The organism is Selenobaculum gibii, assembly GCF_030273445.1.
In the GTDB taxonomy this organism is placed as follows: domain Bacteria; phylum Bacillota; class Negativicutes; order ICN-92133; family ICN-92133; genus Selenobaculum; species Selenobaculum gibii.
Genome location: NZ_CP120678.1, coordinates 1,829,971 through 1,846,897 on the forward strand (window position 1 = coordinate 1,829,971; position 16,927 = coordinate 1,846,897).

At 34.9% G+C, this 16,927-nt stretch carries 16 protein-coding genes, 8 tRNA genes and 1 riboswitch; of the genes, 3 read left to right on the forward strand and 21 right to left on the reverse strand.

From position 1 onward, the window contains the following. The first annotated feature begins 12 nt into the window (after positions 1-12). On the forward strand, positions 13-1,158 hold the full coding sequence (locus P3F81_RS08675; protein WP_147670542.1) for an HD-GYP domain-containing protein: 1,146 nt from the start codon (positions 13-15) through the stop codon (positions 1,156-1,158). Positions 1,159-1,241: 83 nt separating this feature from the next. On the opposite strand, the gene P3F81_RS08680 is transcribed toward P3F81_RS08675, so the two are convergent. The 19 genes from P3F81_RS08680 to P3F81_RS08770 all read right to left on the reverse strand — a co-directional run bounded on the left by P3F81_RS08680 (position 1,242) and on the right by P3F81_RS08770 (position 12,294). Next, positions 1,242-2,054 (reverse strand): alpha/beta fold hydrolase, encoded by an 813-nt coding sequence (locus P3F81_RS08680; protein WP_147670541.1) that lies wholly within the window; start codon positions 2,052-2,054, stop codon positions 1,242-1,244. A gap of 222 nt (positions 2,055-2,276) precedes the next feature. Further along, positions 2,277-2,353, reverse strand: a tRNA-Pro gene (locus P3F81_RS08685). A 48-nt stretch (positions 2,354-2,401) separates the two neighbouring features. Then, positions 2,402-3,187, reverse strand: a complete 786-nt coding sequence (locus P3F81_RS08690) for an ABC transporter ATP-binding protein (protein ID WP_147670540.1) — start codon at positions 3,185-3,187, stop codon at positions 2,402-2,404. Further along, entirely contained in the window at positions 3,187-4,116 is a 930-nt protein-coding gene (locus P3F81_RS08695; protein WP_309320791.1) for a FecCD family ABC transporter permease, read from the reverse strand. The genes P3F81_RS08690 and P3F81_RS08695 overlap by 1 nt, the downstream gene beginning before the upstream one ends. Before the next feature lie 85 nt (positions 4,117-4,201). After that, positions 4,202-5,173 (reverse strand): ABC transporter substrate-binding protein, encoded by a 972-nt coding sequence (locus P3F81_RS08700; RefSeq protein WP_147670538.1) that lies wholly within the window; start codon positions 5,171-5,173, stop codon positions 4,202-4,204. 78 nt (positions 5,174-5,251) lie between these two features. Then, a complete protein-coding gene (gene cobI, locus P3F81_RS08705) occupies positions 5,252-5,950 on the reverse strand; it encodes a precorrin-2 C(20)-methyltransferase (protein WP_147670537.1) in 699 nt (232 codons plus the stop codon). 51 nt (positions 5,951-6,001) lie between these two features. Continuing rightward, positions 6,002-7,123 (reverse strand): sodium ion-translocating decarboxylase subunit beta, encoded by a 1,122-nt coding sequence (locus P3F81_RS08710; RefSeq protein ID WP_147670535.1) that lies wholly within the window; start codon positions 7,121-7,123, stop codon positions 6,002-6,004. 43 nt (positions 7,124-7,166) lie between these two features. Further along, positions 7,167-7,475, reverse strand: coding sequence for an OadG family protein (locus P3F81_RS08715; protein ID WP_147670533.1), 309 nt, complete (start codon positions 7,473-7,475; stop codon positions 7,167-7,169). A 273-nt stretch (positions 7,476-7,748) separates the two neighbouring features. Further along, a complete protein-coding gene (locus tag P3F81_RS08720; protein WP_147670531.1) occupies positions 7,749-8,630 on the reverse strand; it encodes a sirohydrochlorin cobaltochelatase in 882 nt (293 codons plus the stop codon). A 125-nt stretch (positions 8,631-8,755) separates the two neighbouring features. After that, a riboswitch (cobalamin riboswitch) is annotated at positions 8,756-8,932 on the reverse strand. Positions 8,933-8,992: 60 nt separating this feature from the next. Continuing rightward, complete coding sequence (locus tag P3F81_RS08725) at positions 8,993-9,784, reverse strand: sirohydrochlorin cobaltochelatase (protein ID WP_147670529.1); 792 nt, start codon at positions 9,782-9,784, stop codon at positions 8,993-8,995. A gap of 74 nt (positions 9,785-9,858) precedes the next feature. Beyond that, a tRNA-Lys gene (locus P3F81_RS08730) sits at positions 9,859-9,934 on the reverse strand. A gap of 4 nt (positions 9,935-9,938) precedes the next feature. Beyond that, a tRNA-Gln gene (locus P3F81_RS08735) sits at positions 9,939-10,014 on the reverse strand. Positions 10,015-10,022: 8 nt separating this feature from the next. Continuing rightward, positions 10,023-10,098: transfer RNA gene (locus P3F81_RS08740), tRNA-His, on the reverse strand. A gap of 72 nt (positions 10,099-10,170) precedes the next feature. Beyond that, a tRNA-Arg gene (locus tag P3F81_RS08745) sits at positions 10,171-10,248 on the reverse strand. Between the two features lie 86 nt (positions 10,249-10,334). Next, positions 10,335-11,207, reverse strand: a complete 873-nt coding sequence (map, locus tag P3F81_RS08750; RefSeq protein ID WP_147670527.1) for a type I methionyl aminopeptidase — start codon at positions 11,205-11,207, stop codon at positions 10,335-10,337. A gap of 95 nt (positions 11,208-11,302) precedes the next feature. After that, on the reverse strand, positions 11,303-11,980 hold the full coding sequence (locus P3F81_RS08755) for a YczE/YyaS/YitT family protein (protein WP_147670525.1): 678 nt from the start codon (positions 11,978-11,980) through the stop codon (positions 11,303-11,305). A gap of 77 nt (positions 11,981-12,057) precedes the next feature. Next, positions 12,058-12,133: transfer RNA gene (locus tag P3F81_RS08760), tRNA-Val, on the reverse strand. Positions 12,134-12,142: 9 nt separating this feature from the next. Beyond that, positions 12,143-12,217 (reverse strand) — tRNA-Glu (locus P3F81_RS08765). Position 12,218: 1 nt separating this feature from the next. After that, positions 12,219-12,294 (reverse strand) — tRNA-Asn (locus tag P3F81_RS08770). 143 nt (positions 12,295-12,437) lie between these two features. Between P3F81_RS08770 and P3F81_RS08775 the strand changes: the two genes are divergently transcribed. Beyond that, complete coding sequence (locus P3F81_RS08775) at positions 12,438-13,550, forward strand: aminopeptidase (protein ID WP_147670523.1); 1,113 nt, start codon at positions 12,438-12,440, stop codon at positions 13,548-13,550. Between the two features lie 90 nt (positions 13,551-13,640). Then, on the forward strand, positions 13,641-14,639 hold the full coding sequence (locus P3F81_RS08780; RefSeq protein WP_147670521.1) for a nucleoid-associated protein: 999 nt from the start codon (positions 13,641-13,643) through the stop codon (positions 14,637-14,639). A 46-nt stretch (positions 14,640-14,685) separates the two neighbouring features. Here the strand turns inward: P3F81_RS08780 and P3F81_RS08785 are convergent, their stop codons facing one another. Both P3F81_RS08785 and P3F81_RS08790 read right to left on the reverse strand, forming a co-directional pair. Continuing rightward, the gene (locus tag P3F81_RS08785) at positions 14,686-15,438 is read right to left on the reverse strand and encodes a YdcF family protein (RefSeq protein ID WP_147670519.1); all 753 of its coding nucleotides are present in this window, start codon (positions 15,436-15,438) and stop codon (positions 14,686-14,688) included. A gap of 186 nt (positions 15,439-15,624) precedes the next feature. Then, the gene (locus P3F81_RS08790) at positions 15,625-16,776 is read right to left on the reverse strand and encodes a glycerophosphodiester phosphodiesterase (RefSeq protein ID WP_147670517.1); all 1,152 of its coding nucleotides are present in this window, start codon (positions 16,774-16,776) and stop codon (positions 15,625-15,627) included. Between the last annotated feature and the right edge of the window lie 151 nt (positions 16,777-16,927).

Below are 16,927 nucleotides of genomic sequence, written 5' to 3' on the forward strand. Positions count from 1 at the left end.
AGGAGAGGAACAATGTCGCAAATAATATTAAAGAGATATCCTTTAGCAGAACTAAAAGCTGGAATGATTGTAGGAAAAACTATTTATGACCACTTTGAGAGAGAACTTATTACGAAAGGGACCATTTTAACCAAGCAAATAATTGATGCCTTAGCAACTTATTTTGTAAGCTTTGTTACGATTGCCGAAGCACTTCCAGAAGATTCAGGTAAACCTATCGAAAACATAAAATTCTCTACGCCTAAAATCAAAGTTGCTGCAACATTAGATGCCTATGTAATCGATCAAGATTTTGTTGAATCTTATTATGTAGTATTTGATGCATTAAAACAATTATTTTCAATTTCTCGATATACAGGAAATATTAATCAACATTTATTAGCACAACTTGTTAACCATCATTTTTTCAAACTTTCTGATGGATTCAAAGCAATTACGCATTTACATAACCTTTCTAGAGACGGATATTATCTATTGCACCATAGTATTAATGTCGCAATTTTATCGGGAGTATTAGGACGTTGGTTACATCTGCCTAAACAAGAACTACATAATTTAATTATTGCCGGTTTACTACACGATATAGGAAAGACACAAATAGATAAAGAACTTTTAAATAAACCAGGAAAATTAACACCGATCGAGTTTAAAGAAGTTAAACAGCATTCCAAAAAAGGCTTCGACATCCTCCAACATACTAAACTTTTTGAAAATAAGGATATCCTATTAGGGGTATTACAACATCATGAACGTTTGGATGGTTCCGGATATCCTCTTGGCGTAACAGCAGATAAAATTCATAAATTTGCTAAAATTATTGCCATAGCAGATATTTATGATGCAATGGCATCCAATAAAGTTTACGCTGGTAAAAAGAATCCTTTTGACATTTTCACCGAACTATCTAATGAAATGACGAATAAACTAGATACACATTATTGCGTTTTATTTATCAAAAATGTATGTCATGCTATGATTGGAAATTGGGCAAAGTTAAGCAATGGAATGAAAGTGAAAATTATTTATATTGATGAAACTAGAATTTCGTCACTACCAATCGTTCAGTCAAATACGGGGGATTTTATCGATTTAAATAAAGAAAATGATATTACCATCGTCGAACTCTTAAGCGCTACAGATAATGAAACATTAAACTAAGAGTATCCGAAACAACGAAAAGCCATTCATAAAGTATCTTATATAATACTTTACGAATGGCTTATTTTTATTTACAGGTAAGTTTACACTTCAACAAACTTTACTAACTCTTCATTAAATCTGTCCTTTTCATCATAAAATGCTGCATGCCCACTATAATAAAATGGTACTAGCCTTGAACTTTTGATACTTTTGCTTTGTATTTCACCAAGTTGAAAAGGAACAACTTGATCATGAATACCATGAATAATTAAAGTTGGAACCGTAATTGTTTCAAGATCAGAAAATAAAACCTCACGAATCCACATATTTGCAATCGCCGCAGTTGCCCATCCAGCTGCCTGTAATCCTAACTGAAAGAACCATTCTGAAAAAGCTTGTGTAATATGTTGAAAGAAAAAAATATTGCCAAAATCCTGAAGCATTTTAGGTCGATCTGTATCTGTTTGATGAATCAGTTGTACAACGGTTTCCTTATCCAATCCATAAGGGAAGTTCGGGCGTTTAATCAGACTGGGTGCTGCTGCTGCAAATAGAGCCAGCTTTGATACACCATTACTATGATGCCGAGCCATGTATCGAATAGCAATTGCGCCTCCTGTTGAGTGTCCTGCCAGTATAATATCCTTTAATTCTAATGCATTAATAACATACCAAATATCATCAGCCAATGTATTATAATCATACCCCGTCCAAGGCTTATCAGAATTTCCAAATCCCCTGGTATCGACCCCGATACATCTATATCCCAGCTTTGGTAAACAATCGAATTGATATTCAAACAATTTATGACTTCCTGGCCAACCATGAACAAATAGAATTGTCTTTCTCCCTTCTGGGTTCAAATCTTCCACATAAATTTTTATATCTTCTGCAGCACTAACATAATACCCCATAAATATCCTCCAATACATAAACACCTATTTGAAATATCTTATTCATGTAAACAATAGTTTATGAAGAATCCAACCTATAATCTAATAATACAGATAATCTTTATCATTTTATAATGCTACACATAATCAGATGAAGAAATTGTAAAAAAGCATCCATCACTCAACTACATTATTTCATAAAAAAATGGACTCGGCATAATGCCAAGTCCATGGAATTCATGGTGGTCGGGGTGACAGGATTCGAACCTGCGACCTCATCGTCCCGAACGATGCGCGCTACCAAACTGTGCTACACCCCGAATTCACTATTTATTTTACTCCTCTAAATAAAAAAATCAACAGCTATTTTACGATTTTTCTAATTGTATAGGCATAAAGATATACTTTCCAGCCTTATTTTTAAAGACCTCTGCTGTTACTCCAAATACCCGTTCAAACATATTAACATCAATTACATCTTCTGGACTGCCCTGTCCTTCAATTTTTCCATCTTTTACAATGATAATTTCATCAGCAAATTGCATGGCATGATTAATATCATGTAATACCATAATAATAGAAATCCCATTTTTTTTATTTAGTTCGCTAATAATATTCATCACTTCTAATTGATGTGAAATATCTAAATAAGTAGTCGGTTCGTCAAGCATCAATAAAGACGGTTGCTGTGCTAGTGCCATTGCAATCCAAGCACGTTGTCTTTCTCCACCCGACAAAGTATTTACCAGTCTATTTTGCAAAGAAAGAATTCCCGTTTGTTTTAACGCCCACTCTACAGTATCCTTTTCATTAAATTCTGACTTACCCCACCACTTCCGATGCGGAAAGCGCCCGTATTCAACTAAATCTTTTACCGTTACATCAGCCGGAACTTGAGGTGCCTGCGGTAAAATTGCCATTTTTTGCGCCAATTCTCTCCTACCCATTTTTTTTATGTCTTCTTCCATAAAAGATATAGAGCCTGACTTACACTTTATCAAACCTGATAAGGCTTTTAATAACGTGCTTTTCCCGGATCCGTTAGGCCCAATAATAGCGGTTCGTTTGCTCCTTTCTATTTGCACTGATATGTCCTTTAAAATAACTTTTTCATTTATTTCTACTGTAATATGTTCACCTTTTAAAATTGTCATTACAACTCTCTCCTTAATAAAAACAAAAAGAAAGGAGCACCAATAAACGCCATAATAATCCCTACCGGTAATTCTATTGGAGCGAATGCCGTACGTGCAAACGTATCACTAAATGTAACTACCGACATTCCTAATAATGCCGAAGCAGGAACTAGGTACCGATAATCAGACCCGATAATCAATCTAGCTGCGTGTGGAACAACTAATCCAACAAAACCTAGTAAACCAACAACACTTACTGCACTTGCCGCTAAAAGCGCTGCTACTGCAGTCATCAGAATACGTGTTAATTCCACGTTAACACCTAGTCCACGAGCAATCTCATCACCTAGCTGCAAAATATTAAGATATTTCGCACCGAAGAAAGCAAGAAGAAAACCAATAATAGCATAAGGAAGAATAATATCGACATGCGGCCAGCTACGCGCTGCGAGACCTCCAACCATCCACATCAAAGCTCCATGTACTCTGTCACTATAAAAAATCATCAATGCAGATATTCCCGAACCAAGAAAAGCCGAAACTGCTACGCCAGCCAGAATAATACGAACGGGTCTGATTCCACCTTTCCAAGCTAAGATATAAATACAAACGGCTGCGAGCATTGCACCAATAAAAGCTACAGGTGTAATCAAATATTCCATTGCCGGAAATAGAATCATAATTGTAACTCCTGCGAGTCCTGCTCCTGATGATATCCCAATGATATGTGGATCAGCTAATGGATTTCGCATAATCGCTTGTAAAATTGCTCCCGATAATGCTAAATTCATTCCTACTAAAAGTCCAACAATTGTTCGCGGCAATCGAATATTATAAATAATTTGCTCATTTGTTCCTACTATCCCACTAAATAATGCTTGATAAATAGATTGATAAGAAATATCTACAGCTCCTTTAATCAAGCTGATCATAATTCCTCCAAGCATTAATATCGTAAATAAAATGAGAACAGATATCCGCCATACTTTAATTGGAATCCCAAACTTTTTATATTCATTTTCCTGTATTGGATTATTCTCCATTCATAAATACCTCTGGATATACTAATTTAGCCATCCTATGAACTGCTTCTGGATAGTGAATACTTGGATTAAGTAAAAATAACTCTTGTGGCAAGAAATATATCTTTTTATTCTTTACCGCTTCTAAAGAATTCCAAGCAGGATTACTTTCTACATCTTCTAACATGCGTTTTTTTATCGCCTCTAGTTCCCCCATAGTAACAACAAAAATAACTTCTGGGTTACTTTCTACTAATTTTTCTAAACTATATGGAGTAGAGTCAGGATCACTTTCTAAAGCTTTGCTACCTGTAGCAACATTTTTAAAACCAAGCATCTTTGCAGTAGATCCAGCTATACTACTATCCAGTTCTACGGTTACACTTTTAGCTGTAGAATGAAGAATTGCCACTCGTTTGCTTTCCTTTGGAACTTTATCAACAATATTTTTCACTTCTTTTTGCATTTTTTCAACCAATGCTTGTCCCTTAGCTTCATTTCCAACAACTTTCCCTAATGATTGAATTTTATCTATTACATCTTCATATGTTTTCATTTTTAATACAATCACCGGAATATGATTTGATTCTAAGATTGGAATAAATTTATTATGCATACCTTCATAAGCTATGACTAAATCAGGCTGAAGCCCGACAACTTTTTCAATATTAATCTGATAAACAGCGCCAACTTCTTCTATTGCTTTGAAATTTTCGGGAACATTAGATTTCGAGCTTGGTCTGCCAATGAGCTCTGCGTCAACTTCACTAAGAATTTCTAAAAAAGACGGTGATAATGCTACGATTTTTTTAGGATATTTATCAATGAATACGCTTCGATTTAAATCATCAATAACCGTTATTTTATTCTCCGCTGAATCAGCAGTATCCATCTGCTGTTTTTGATTGCCACATCCAGCTATAATCGATAAAGCAATCACAATGGCAAGAATAAAGAGACTTCTATATTTAAACTTTCTCATATAAATCTTTTCCTCTTCTTTTACCTTAAAATAAACTCAGCTTCACGTGGAACATAATTCCAGATGAAGCTGAGAAAACTATCTACGACGAGATAAAATAGTCGATAAGTAATTAACTTTTTTATCTTTCGCTTTTTCTAAATCATGAATAATTTCTTCTTCCGGCAATCCACAACGACTAATCATAACCGCTTTATCCGTTAACTGATTCTCTGTTAAACAATCTACGATTTCAGAGAAATTCTTATATACTTTCATCAAAACTACATTATCAGATACGGCAATTGCCTGTTTTACTTTAGCTTCTTCTGCTGTTGCTGGAATAATCGTTAAAATATCATTACCTTCAACTAGAGGATAACCAAGTTTACTCCCTATCGCGCAAAAAGCTGGTATTCCTGGAATTGTTTCAATTGGATACCCTTCGTTTTCTAACAATCTAAAAACATAAATATATGTACTATAAAACATTGGGTCACCTAAAGTTAAAAAAGCAATCTTTTTACCAGCTTTTAGTAATGCTAAAATTTCATTTTTGTTATTTTCCCACGCTTCAGGTGATTTCTCAAAGTTGACTACCATTGGGAAAACTTGTTTTACAATTTCTACATCATCACGAAGATATGGCCTAGCAATAGAAAGTGCTACACTATCCTCTTTTTTTTCAGTTTTTGGTGCAATAATGATATCGACTTCTTTAATCGCATTGATTGCCTTCACCGTTAATAATTCTGGATCCCCAGGCCCAACGCCGATACCATAAAAAATTCCTGACATTCGTTATCCTCCTAACTTACCTAACCAAATATGCTCTTATAGCATACCACATTATTTGAACATAGCCAACATAGTTCCTGCTGCAACAGCAGTGCCGATTACACCAGCAACATTAGGCCCCATTGCATGCATTAACAAATAATTGGACGGATTCGCCTTTTGACCAACAACTTGACATACTCGCGCTGCCATTGGAACAGCTGAAACGCCCGCTGCACCAACTAATGGATTAATTTTTCCTCCACTTGTCCAGTACATAACTTTACCTAAAAGAACTCCAGCTGCTGTACCAACTGCAAAAGCAAATAAACCTAACCCGATAATTTTTATTGTTTGTATATGTAAGAAATTTTCTGCTGACATCGTAAGTCCAGTTCCTGTCGCTAAGAAAATTGTTACAATATTAATTAAAGAATTCTGCGCTGTATCTGACAATCTGTCTGTTACTCCAGATTCTCTAAATAAATTTCCAAGCATAAGCATACCAATCAATGAAGTAATTGGTGGTAATAATAAACTAATTACAATCGTAGATACTACAGGAAATGCAATACGTTCAAATTTAGTTACTTCACGTAATTGTCCCATCTCCACCGCACGTTCTTTTTCTGTTGTTAAAAGTTTCATAATTGGCGGCTGAATGAGTGGGACTAACGACATATATGAATATGCGGCGACAGCAATTGCGCCTAACAGATGAGGTGCTAATTTAATTGTCATATAAATTGCTGTAGGACCATCCGCCCCACCAATAATCCCAATCGCAGATGCTTCTTGTACAGTAAACCCAAAGAACATTGCACTTGCTAAAGCCGCAAAAACACCAAATTGTGCTGCTGCACCTAGTAATAACATTTTGGGATTTGCAAGAAGCGGCCCAAAATCTGTCATTGCACCTACACCTAAGAAAATCAACGGTGGAAAAATTTCATATTGAATCCCGTAAGAAATCGCCTGCATGACACCAGGCTCAACATCAAAACCAGTCTTAGGTATATTTGCTAAAAGACAGCCAAATGCAATTGGACCTAATAATAATGGCTCAAATTTTTTGCCAAATGCTAAATACAATAAAAGAATACCAACTAAAATCATGATGCCATTGCCTATACTAAACCCGGCATATCCACTATTCGCCCAAACTGACTGCAACGCAATACTAAATGCTTCCATTTATTTATACCTCCTGTAAATAATTCTTTTTACTTTAATAGAGTTAATCGTGTATCTCTTTTATCGAGGTAATTCTCACGTCGCGATACCCATACGCCATAATTGCTGTGGTGATAACTGCAACCAACTCTTTTTCCTGTAATTTATCTGGTAAATCATCTTCAGAAACAACAACTGTCGCTGGCTGCATAGGTGCAGTCGAAATAATTTTTTCCGTGTTTTTTTTCTTCGTCGGATCAATAAAATGAATAAACTTAATCATACATCCAAGCAACCATAAAACACCGAATACAATGGTCATGTTAATTAACATGATTAAAAAGGGATTTGTTGTTACTGGTTCTCCATTCATAAAAACCCCACCTTTCTTCGTATTTTGTATACATATTAAACGTATCAAAAAATACCCTATAAGTAGAAATACTATATAAAAGTGGATTTTCCTTGTCGTTTTAGTAGAAATTATTAAATATCTTACAAATCCCAAGGATTTAACACTTGAAAAAATTTTTTATAAGTGAACTTTATCAACAGTTCGTCTCATAACTAAAGTCTTTAACTAGATTAAATATATGAAAAGATATGCACCCTTAATGCATATCTTTTCATATATTTTAATATTTTATTATTTCAAAGCTTCAAGAGCATGTTCTACATAAATTGCTTGAATTGCCACGTTACGTCCAATTCCACCAAATTGAACTTTAGTTTTATAACCATCCTTTTCAATCATAGATTTCCAAGAATCTTCTTCATCACCAGCCATATCATTATTGGCATGATCACCAGACACTACCATCAATGGCATAAATACTGCAGATTTATATCCACGTTCTTTAAACATCGCATACATGTCTTCAAAATTTGGATGGTCAACTTCTTCAACAACACCAATTAAAACAGACATTTTTTCAGCATCAAATGCAGCTTGTAATGTTTTATAAGTGTTGCCAAATGACTTGTTATTATCACGCGGCGAGCCATGCCCCATGAAAATGACAGCTTCATCTTTTTCTAAAGCTGGGAATTGTGTTGCTAAAGCAGTAGCCACAATTGCATAATCTTTTTCGTCAGTCATCAAAGGTTTTCCCACGGAAACTTTAGCAAACTCCTTTTCAAATTTGCTAACTGTTCCTAAAACTTTTCCTTCGTATTCTTCTCCATGAATCAAATGCGTTGGCTGAATTAAAATATCTTCATAGCCTTCTGCTTTTAATTCTTTTAATGTTGTTTCTAAATCATTTACTTTAATTCCTTGGTTTTCTAACATACGTTTCATTACTATTTTAGATGTAAACGCTCTTCTAAACTCACGATCAGGGAAAGCCTTCTTTAATGCATTTTCAATCCCTTCAATATCATTTTGTCTAGCTTCCTCAAAAGTAGTACCAAAACTTACAACAACTAAAGCTTTTTTACTATTTGCCTGTGCAACAGAAGCTCCCGTCATAAATACCGCTGAAACAGAAAAAACAACTGCCATTACTCCACATAATAAAGTTTTCATAAAATCCTCCCATATTTTCATCTTTAGAAAAATAAAAACCTTTTCTACTTCGCATAGAAAAGGTTCATCATATTCAGTAATAAATATAAGACTGACGAATCCCCCTCCCTATCGCTCGTAGGTATAACGGTGATGTTAAACAGGCAGTTCTCCTGGCTCTAGTTCATCGCTCACTCAGCCTTCCCAGAATTATTTCCAGTGACATTTTTGAGTTTGCTCCCTATTACAGTGGCGGGACCGCGTTGGCATTCAACCAACTTCCCTATTAAGTCCTTGCGGACACCTGTTTCTTTTATTTAATTTTACAATTGAATCGATTCGTGTCCAATAATACCATTAATGAATACCACTGTCAATAAAGACTATAACAATTTCTTAATTTTTCCTATGTAAATCTCTTGTACCTCTTTATTTTCACAAATTCCATGCGGATAAACTTCCACCTCATACCCCGCCTGTTTTAATCTATTTTTCCATGAACTTTTATCATCAGTCAGCAATTCCTGTTCTACATGTCCACCCGCAATAAATAATAATGGCATGAGAATAATTCTCCTGCCTTTAGACTTTACCGCCAAACGCTCTACTATATGCTCAAGACTAAAACATTCCTCCATTAACCCAATAAATACAGGAAGCTTGATTTTATTAAATGTTGATTGCAATAATTTATATTCTTGTAAGCACCGATTTTTTACACCATGCCCCATGAAAACAAATTCACAATCATCGAAATTCTTAAACTGCTTTTGTAGTGCACGGGCTAATAAAGTATAATTCACTTCATTTTCGCTTGCAGTTCCAACATACATTAATGGTTTTCCAATTTTTAAACTATTAAAAATCTGCCTCATTTTTTCTGCAACTTTAACAATTTTCTCTTCATACTCTTTTCCTGTCGCCAAATTTGTTGGCTGTATAACAACATCTAAAATACCTGCTTGTGCAAAGTCTTCTAAACATTCCTGAACACTTTTAACAGTAATTCCTTTGTTGTTAAGGTTTTTAGAAATAAATACTGAAGTAAAAGCGTTTTTGACAACTGCATCTGAAAAATTCAATTCTACTTGTTTAACAAAATCATTCAATAATGAATGTGCGTTTAAATTTGCAGATCCAAAACTTGTAATTAAAATTCCTTTTTTCTTTTCCATTTCAAATTCCTTTATGATAATAAAATAACAAAAAGCCCTCTAACCTATGTGTTAAAGGACTTCTATCTCATAAATGGTGATCCACCCGCGACTCGAACGCGGGACACCCTGATTAAAAGTCAGGTGCTCTACCGACTGAGCTAGTGGATCAAAATGGCTGGGGCAGCTGGACTCGAACCAACGCATGCGGGAGTCAAAGTCCCGTGCCTTACCAACTTGGCTATGCCCCAGTATTTTATGGGGTGACTAGTGGGTCTCGAACCCACGAATACCGGAGCCACAATCCGGCGTGTTAACCGCTTCACCATAGCCACCATAAAAACTGCTGTAAACCGTCATTTATTATAACAAAGCAATAACTTTATGTCAACTTCTTTATAAATAAATGGTGACCCTGGCAGGACTCGAACCTGCGACCCTTTGATTCGTAGTCAAATACTCTAATCCAACTGAGCTACAGAGTCACGTGCTTTACTTGTAATATTATATATATAAACAAATAGATTGTCAACATAATTTTTAAAGATATTTCAATAATTTTTAAAATGATTTATTTTGCTAAAATTTCTACACCATCATCAGTAATTAAAACAGTGTGTTCCCACTGTGCAGATAGCGAGTGATCTTTTGTATAAACAGTCCAATCATCATTTTTATCTATATAAACAGCATATTTTCCTGTATTAATCATTGGTTCAACCGTTAATACCATACCTGGGACAAGAAGCATTCCTGTTCCAGCTTCACCAACATGAGGTACAAATGGTTCTTCGTGGAATTTCTTTCCAATTCCATGTCCTCCTAAATCCGTTACTACTGAATAACCATGCGCATGCGCATGTAATTGTACAGCTGCACCAATATCTCCCAAAAATCCCCATGGACGAATAGCTTCAATTCCTTTTATCATACATTCACGTGCTACACGAACCAATTTTTCAGCCTCTTCACTTACATTGCCAATCATAAACATTCTCGATGCATCCGCATAATATCCATTGTAAATCGTTGTGATATCCACGTTGACAATATCACCATCTTTTAAAATTGTATCTTTAGATGGAATTCCGTGACATACAACATCATTAATTGAAACACAAATACTCTTTGGATATCCTTCATAATTTAAGCAAGCCGGAATGCCTCCTTGTGAAACAATATATTCATGAGCCAATTGGTTTAGCATCTCTGTATCAACGCCAACTTTCATATGCTCTGCAACTAAATCTAATGCTGCATCATTAATGACCGCACTTTTTTTTATTCCTTCAATATCGGTTGGTGTCTTTATAATTGTATGAGGTGGGCGAATTTGACCTTTATAAAAATCCAGTTTTATACTCATTATCTTTTCATCAAATTCCAAGTGACATTTTTTGTATTTTTTCCCACTTCCACACCAACATTGCGAATTTCTATCCATGTATTTATCCCTCTTTCCGTCTTTTACAATGTAATTATTATATACCGTAAGTAGAAAAAACAAAAGGCTTGCTTTTATTCTATGCAATTTAGAATTTATTTTACATTTAATCTTTTTTTGAAAAATGGCAAACAAAAAATTAAATTGCCATGTTCATCAGGATAACTAAGCCTCGGTAAATAAACTCTTACCATGCTACCTACCAAAAAAGCGGAAATCACCGTACCTTCCCGAATACCACGAATTTCGCCAAAGTAAATCAAAGATAACGTAAGCGCTATAATTACAAGTGAAACATCAAAAGCGATTTTTGTATAACCAAAATTAAACTTCCACTGCATTGCAATCGCATTTACTAAGCCTTCGCCTGACATCATAACTACATTGCCAATTACCTGCAACGTGACTCCTAATCCCAACAAAGCGCAGCCAATAAACAATAATAATAATTTAAATAAGTAATTTTCTGGCTGTATCAGAGAAAATAAAAGCATCGCCAGATCTATAAAACAACTAAAAATTAGCGTCATTGGAATCTGCAAAAATTGAATGTACTGAAACTGCCGTCGTAAAATAAATATTTGCCCTATAATAAAAAGCATATTAACAATGAATGTAAAACCACCTAAAGTAATCGGATAACGAAAGCTTAAGATATAAGGTACACTTGAAATCGGCGATGTTCCCAAGAAACTTTGAATAATTAAAGCAATGCCTAATGCCATAAAGAAAATTCCACATATAAACAAACAATATCGTTTTAAAACGGTCACTTTGTTTCACCTTCTTTAATTTCTAAACTATATAAAAACAAAACCCTCATCAAAGATGAGGGTAATATTTCTTAGTATGGTGGGCGATAACAGGATCGAACTGCTGACATCCTGCTTGTAAGGCAGGCGCTCTCCCAGCTGAGCTAATCGCCCATATAAAATTGGTGACGCGTACGGGATTCGAACCCGTGAAGCCGCCGTGAAAGGGCGGTGTCTTAACCACTTGACCAACGCGCCATGGCTCCTTGAGTAGGACTCGAACCTACGACCGATCGGTTAACAGCCGATTGCTCTACCAACTGAGCTATCAAGGAAGGAACATTTATTATTATAGCGGATTATTTTAAATAATGCAAGTACTTTTTTTATTTTTTTTGCAGGTTTTATAAATTTTTTTCCGAATTCTATCTAATACTAGCTTTAAACGCTAAATAACATCTAAAGGAGTCTTTATTTCATGGATCCAAGAATAGAAAAATTGGCTCATCAATTAATTCACTACTCAACAAGATTGCAAAAAGGTGAAAAAATCCTCATTGAAGTATTCGACGATGCACATCCACTTGCAAAAGCATTGATTAAAGAAGTATACAAAGTAGGTGCACTTCCTTTCCTAACCGTCAAAAGCAATGTCTTACAAAGAGAACTATTGCTAGGTGCAAGCAGAGAGCAACTCGACTTTATCGCCTCTTATGAATCTATACGTATGCGTGACATGAATGCCTATCTCGGTATACGCGCAAGTCAAAATGTCAGTGAACTCTCCGATGTACCAAGTGAAAAAATGAGTTTATATCAGCAGTATTGGCAACATCCAGTCCACAGTAATATCCGTGTTCCTCATACGAAATGGTGCGTTATGCGCTACCCTAATGGTGCAATGGCACAACTTGCTAATATGAGCAGTGAACAGTTTGAAGATTTCTATTTCAACGTATGTAACCTCGATTATGCAAGAATGGCTGAATCAATGACACCACTTATTCAGCTAATGAATCATACAGACAAAGTAAAAATCGTGGGTCCTAATACCGATTTGACTTTTTCGATCAAAGATATTCCCGCAGTAAAATGTTGCGGTCTCCGCAATATTCCCGATGGTGAAGTTTATACCGCACCAGTTAAGACTTCTGTAAACGGAAAACTATCCTATAATACACCTGCCGTTTATCAGGGGGTATCTTACGAAAATATTTCTTTAGAATTCAAAAACGGAAAAATTGTAAATGCAACAGCAAATCATACAGAGCAAATCAATAAGGTATTTGATACTGATGACGGATCTCGTTTTATCGGTGAATTCGCACTTGGTGTAAACCCATATATCACAAAGCCGATGAAAGATACTTTATTTGATGAAAAAATTTCCGGAAGTTTTCATTTTACCCCAGGTATGGCTTATAAAGAAGCGAATAATGGAAACTCCTCCTCCATTCATTGGGATTTAGTTTGTATTCAAACTTCTGAATATGGCGGTGGTGAAATCTATTTTGATGATGTATTAATCAGAAAAGATGGACTCTTCACCATACCAGAACTTCAAGGACTCAATCCTGAAAATTTAAAATAGCATTCCAAACGTTTCTGACTGGAAATAATACTTGCTCTTCGCTTATTTCCAGTCAAAACTTTTACTTTACATAAAGAAAGAGGTATTTCGATGATTATTATTAATCATTCTATATTACATATATTTGATTTCAATTCAGGTGTAACTGTTTTTTCTGATAAAGAATTAGCCATAGAAAATAGTGTAGAAACATTCTTGCTAAAACACTTAGAAAAATCATTTACCGACACTAATCTTAAAACAGGTAATTTTTATGAAACCAGTCCATTTAAATCTTCCCTTAGTAGTTATTTAAATGAGGAACTTCCTTTTGTTGATTTTTCTAAAGCACTCGCCAATTATGCTTATACAATGATTCAACGGGTCGAAAATCCTGAATCTACCGATCTTTTAATCTGTGACATTGATGTAGATACTGTCCGTTATATCGCTTTATTAAAATGCAATAATCGTATGGGCTTTGTTCATCAAGTCATGCAAGATGATGGTGGTGTTAAAAATGATATTATCAACCATTACGCGATTATGCCCATGTTATCACAAAAAATTGATGAATGTGCATTTATTAATGCTGAAACATTAGAAATTAAATTTACAGATAAAAAATACTCTATCGATGGTGATGCTGCATTTCTTCTTTCTGACTATATTTTGCAATGTAACTTTCAACTATCAAGTAAAGACTCATTAAAAGCAATGCAGACAATTGCCAAAAAAATAGCTGAAGATCATGGGCAGAATAGCGTCGACGCCATAGTAAAAACTAAAAACTACATTGTAGATAATATTGAATACTCTGAATCTGTAAATCCCGAAACATTAGGTAGGCAAGTCTTTGCCTCCTCCCCTATGCTGCAAGAGGAATATATTAAAGAGATTCGAACTGCTGGAATCAGCTCTCAAGTGAATCTTGATCGTGAATTTGCCATCAAAAAAACAAAAACGCACAGAATTAAAACTGACACAGGTATTGAATTAATTATCCCTGTTGAATACTTTGAAAATCAAGACTACGTTGAATTTATCAATAATCAAAATGGTACCGTCTCTATCAACTTGAAAAATATTGCAAAACTCATCAATAAGTAAAAGGAAATCCATATGTATGCATCACTTCCATACATATGGATTTCTTTCATTTCATTACCCTTCCACCTAATATTCCTAACCATTCATGAAAAAATATACAGGAAGTTTGTAAAGCGAAACTTGATGGAACCATTTTATTTACATAAAAGTCATTTTTACCACTTACTAAATAATCCGTTGGAACGGGCAAAGCATCAATGCCTTCTTTCTTAAAATTCATCATAGAACGCTCCATATGAAATGCAGATGTAACTAAGATTGCTTTTTCATATCCATTTTGCTTCATAATTTCGTGTACCAATTGCGCATTCTGCCGCGTATTTAAACTATTGTCTTCAATGATGATTTTTTCTTCTGCGACACCAATCCCCATTAGCATTCTCTTTGCAACTAAAGCCTCTCTGCCTGAATCAGAAAAAACCTTTCCACCAGACACAACAATCGGAATCTTTAGTTGATGTTGTAACCTCGCTGCCATCAATAAACGATTTGCTGCACTGCCAGATAAGTTTCCCTCTCCATCAATATCCGGAGTTTCCGCTGTAGCACCTCCGCCCAGCATAATGATAACATCCCCATGAATCGTTTCTGGAACCGTATATCGACTTTCTAAAGAATGAACTAAATAAGAACTAACATAGGAAGTAGAAAAAATATAAAAAAATAATGTAATTCCCATCAAAATTTTTGACCAAAACCGATTCGTTCGCCAAATTAAAATACTTACGAAAAAGAAAAGAAGAATAAAAATACCCGGTGGTAATAAAAAAGCAGCTATATTTTTTAAAGCATAAATCAATATGATTTACCTCCCCTCTATTTTTTTATTAATTTTATCAAAACTATATCTAACATGCAAAAATTTCCCCAAACTATGAGATTGAAAAATTATCTATTTATATATCAAATTAAATTCTTGCTTAAAATCAATTTAATATATAAATAGACAGGTTCTCCCGAACCTGTCTAAAGCGTTATTTATTGTTTATTCTGCGGAATCCCCACCGCCAGCCATTTTTTTCGTTTTTACGTCTACATAATCTACGCCCGTATGATATTTACTATTAGGATTTATCATTGGTTCATGCAATTTAATTCCACGTTTTTCTAATACACTGCGTAAAACCCAAGGCTTATCTGAAATCATACCATCCACACCCATATCAATCATCATATTGATATCAGTTACACTGTTTACTGTCCAAGGAACTACCTTCATTCCAAGCTCGTGTGCCAAATCCACATCTTGCTTAGAAATTTCCGGATAATAAGGTGATACAATATCTACGCCAATTGCTTTTGCCGCTAAAATTGGATTGCCTTGATAATCATCAATATCCAATCCACCAAGCCAAGGCGATTTTCCTTTCTGATATGCTCTTAGTGATACTGCATCGGGACCCCAAGAAGGCTGCTCCTGCCACAAAGCCACCAAGGAAATATTCGGATTCAATTTTTTCATTTCGATTAAAGTTCTCCAGTCAAACGACTGTAATAAAACGCGATCTTCCATACCATATTTTTTAACAACATCATTAAATGCCTTTACAAAACGAACAGGATCTACACTATTTTTATAAGCATCCCCAGATAATGGGTCAGGATAAGATTTTGTTTCTGCATTGACAATAACTTTTTTGTCTCCATATTCCTGAATTAATTCAAACAATTCATCTAACGTCGGTATCTGTGCACCTGGTACTGTTATCTGAGTCTTCCCATGCCCTTCATAGTACTCTCCACAATTAGGATCCATAACGCCCACATCAAATTTTCTAATTTCATCTAATGTCATTAATCGAATATCGTATTTTCCATCTTCCACATAATTTCCATTTTTATCTCTTGTGATCTTGTGATTTAAAATTGGATTATGACTCATCACAATACGATTATCTTTTGTCAATTGCATATCACATTCAATTGATGTAGCTCCCATTTCCATTGCATATGCATAAGAGTATAACGTATTCTCTGGACGCGCATCACGTCCACCACGATGTGGCTCAAAATCAAATACATCAAAACTTGCTTTTGCATAAGCTTGCTGTTGACTGACAAAACTTCCACCTAACCCAATCACGGCAGCTGTTAGACCTGCAATCACCATACGTCTCATTACCTTGCTTCTCTGCATCTCTTATCATCCCCTATATAATTATAAATAAAATTTTCCATTTATATTATATCTTTAATTTTTTAAAGATACAGTCAGATAAATTCTGATTTTTATTACAGAATATTTTAGGAGTAACTCAATTTAATTATATTATAAGGATAAATTTATG